Source organism: Pseudomonas sp. (assembly GCF_050739655.1).
GTDB lineage: Bacteria > Pseudomonadota > Gammaproteobacteria > Pseudomonadales > Pseudomonadaceae > Aquipseudomonas.
The window spans coordinates 1-2,063 of sequence record NZ_JBOIBY010000267.1; the positions used below are offsets into that span (position 1 = coordinate 1).

Annotated in this window: 1 protein-coding gene, 1 tRNA gene and 2 pseudogenes; 1 reads left to right on the forward strand and 3 read right to left on the reverse strand. The window is 57.2% G+C overall.

The window, feature by feature from the left end:
- A pseudogene (locus ACRESJ_RS13330) lies at positions 1–123 on the forward strand (IS481 family transposase); the annotation flags it as partial.
- A gap of 74 nt (positions 124–197) precedes the next feature.
- Here the strand turns inward: ACRESJ_RS13330 and ACRESJ_RS13335 are convergent.
- From ACRESJ_RS13335 to ACRESJ_RS13345, 3 genes and pseudogenes are all read right to left on the reverse strand, one after another.
- A complete protein-coding gene (locus ACRESJ_RS13335; protein WP_431758303.1) occupies positions 198–1,061 on the reverse strand; it encodes a methyl-accepting chemotaxis protein in 864 nt (287 codons plus the stop codon).
- Positions 1,053–1,871 (reverse strand): annotated as a pseudogene (locus ACRESJ_RS13340) (MCP four helix bundle domain-containing protein); the annotation flags it as partial. The gene ACRESJ_RS13335 and the pseudogene ACRESJ_RS13340, both read right to left, overlap by 9 nt.
- A gap of 102 nt (positions 1,872–1,973) precedes the next feature.
- Positions 1,974–2,050 (reverse strand) — tRNA-Pro (locus ACRESJ_RS13345).
- Between the last annotated feature and the right edge of the window lie 13 nt (positions 2,051–2,063).

Genomic DNA, 2,063 nt, shown 5'->3' on the forward strand with positions numbered 1-2,063 from the left:
GCGGCATACTTGCCGGCGTGGTTGCATGAGTACAACTGGCATCGCCCACATGCCAGTCTGAGTTATTTACCGCCGATTAGCCGGATAGCTTCTGTGAACAACCTGGTGGGTTTACACAGCTAGCTCCCACGGTAGTCATGGGTCGGCGGCAGGGTTCGCCTGCAACATAGAATCTCCTACGTTGTTCTGTGCCGGCTTTATACCCGAAACCGCCGCACCATCCCCTGCAACGCATTGGCCAGTTGCGACAACTCATGGCTCGATGCATTGGTCTGATCCGCTCCGGCGGCGGACCGCACCGACAAGTCCCGAATATTCACCAAATTGCGATCAACCTCGCGCGCCACTTGCGCCTGCTCTTCCGCCGCGCTGGCAATCACCAGATTTCGCTCGTGAATCTGATGAACCGAGGCGGTGATCGTTTGCAAGGCCTCGCCTGCTCGCTCAGCCAGGATCAGCGTACTGGCCGCACGTGAGGCGCTGGCATTCATGGCATCGAGCGCCTGACTGGAGCCATTGCGCATGCCCTGCACCATTTGCTCGATTTCCTGGGTCGACTGCTGCGTGCGATAAGCCAAGGCACGCACTTCATCGGCCACCACCGCAAAGCCTCGACCGCTCTCCCCCGCACGCGCAGCTTCAATGGCCGCGTTGAGCGCCAGCAGGTTGGTTTGCTCGGCGATGGCGCGGATCACGTCCAGCACCTTGCCGATATCCTGGGATTGATTGGCCAGGGATTGCACCAACTCACCGGTACTGCGCACATCGCTGGCCAGCGAACTGATGGCGCTGGCCGTCTCGGTGACACGTTCCTGCCCCTGATGCGCCGATTCACTGGACTGACGCGTAGCCTCTGAAGTGGATACCGCGTTACGGGCTACTTCTTCCACGGCACTGGTCATCTCATTGACCGCCGTGGCCGCCTGTTCAATCTCGTTGTTCTGCTGTTGCACACCTTGGGTGCTGTTTCGTGTCACGGCGTTCAGTTCATCGGCCGCTGTCGCCAACTGCGTGGCCGACCCACTGATTCCCTGCAAGGTTTCTCGCAGATTCTGCTGCATCGCAGCCAATGCCTTGAGCAAGCGGCTGACTTCATCGTTGCCATGGGTTTCGATCGGCCGAGTCAAGTCACCCTGCGCCACATGCTCGGCGGCCGTCACCGCGTCACTCAAGGGACGCACGATGCTGCGTGTCAGCAACATCGCCAGTCCAACGGTTGCCAATGCTGCAAGGGCGATAAACAAACTCACGATCGTGCGCGATGTTTCGTAGTGCTCTTTGGATTTCTCGCTTTCGGCCGCGACTTGTTGGCTGAACATCTGCGCCAGATCACTGAGCTGTTTGCCGGAACCGTCGACCACGGTTTTCATGTCGACCAGCAACAATTTGGTCAGTTCGTCGCGACGCCCCTGTTCCGCCAGGACAAACGACTGGGCAATACCGGCTCGATAGGCCGTGAAGGTGGTTTTGAACTGTTCGTACAACGCCTTGCCTTCAGCCGTGGTGACCAACTTGTCATAGGCGGCGATTTTCTCGCTCAACTCCTTGTCCCGGGTGTCCATCTGGCTACGGTACTGAGCAATGTTCTTCGGGTCCTGGTCCAGGGCCATGCGCAGGGAAATGGTGCGAATGCGCAGCATGATTTCGCGGATCTCGTCACCACCGCGAATACTTGGTAGCCATTGCTTCTCCACCGCCACTTCGCTTTCGCGAATGCTCGACATTTGTCCCAAGGCAAAAATCCCGAGCAGCGCCACAAGCACCGCGATCAAGGCAAAACCCAATGCAGCACGGGGTGCGATATTTAACTGACGAAGAAACATGACGAATGCCTTTATTTTTATTGGCTGGAGTGGAAGCCCTGTCGGCATCCGGTAGCTCTTTATCGGCAAGTTGTACGATGACTTGAAGCGCTGTGCTTTTTCACAGGCAAAAAAAAATCCCCGTATCTTTCGATACGAGGATTTTTAATATGGTCGGGGTAAGGGGATTCGAACTCCTGACATCCTGCTCCCAAAGCAGGCGCGCTACCGGACTGCGCTATACCCCGGTAAAAAAAAGGC

Excerpts from the sequence above, each read along its gene's own strand:
- ACRESJ_RS13335 (WP_431758303.1), bottom strand. The coding sequence starts at position 1,061 with ATGCAGCAGAATCTGCGAGAAACCTTGCAGGGAATCAGTGGGTCGGCC.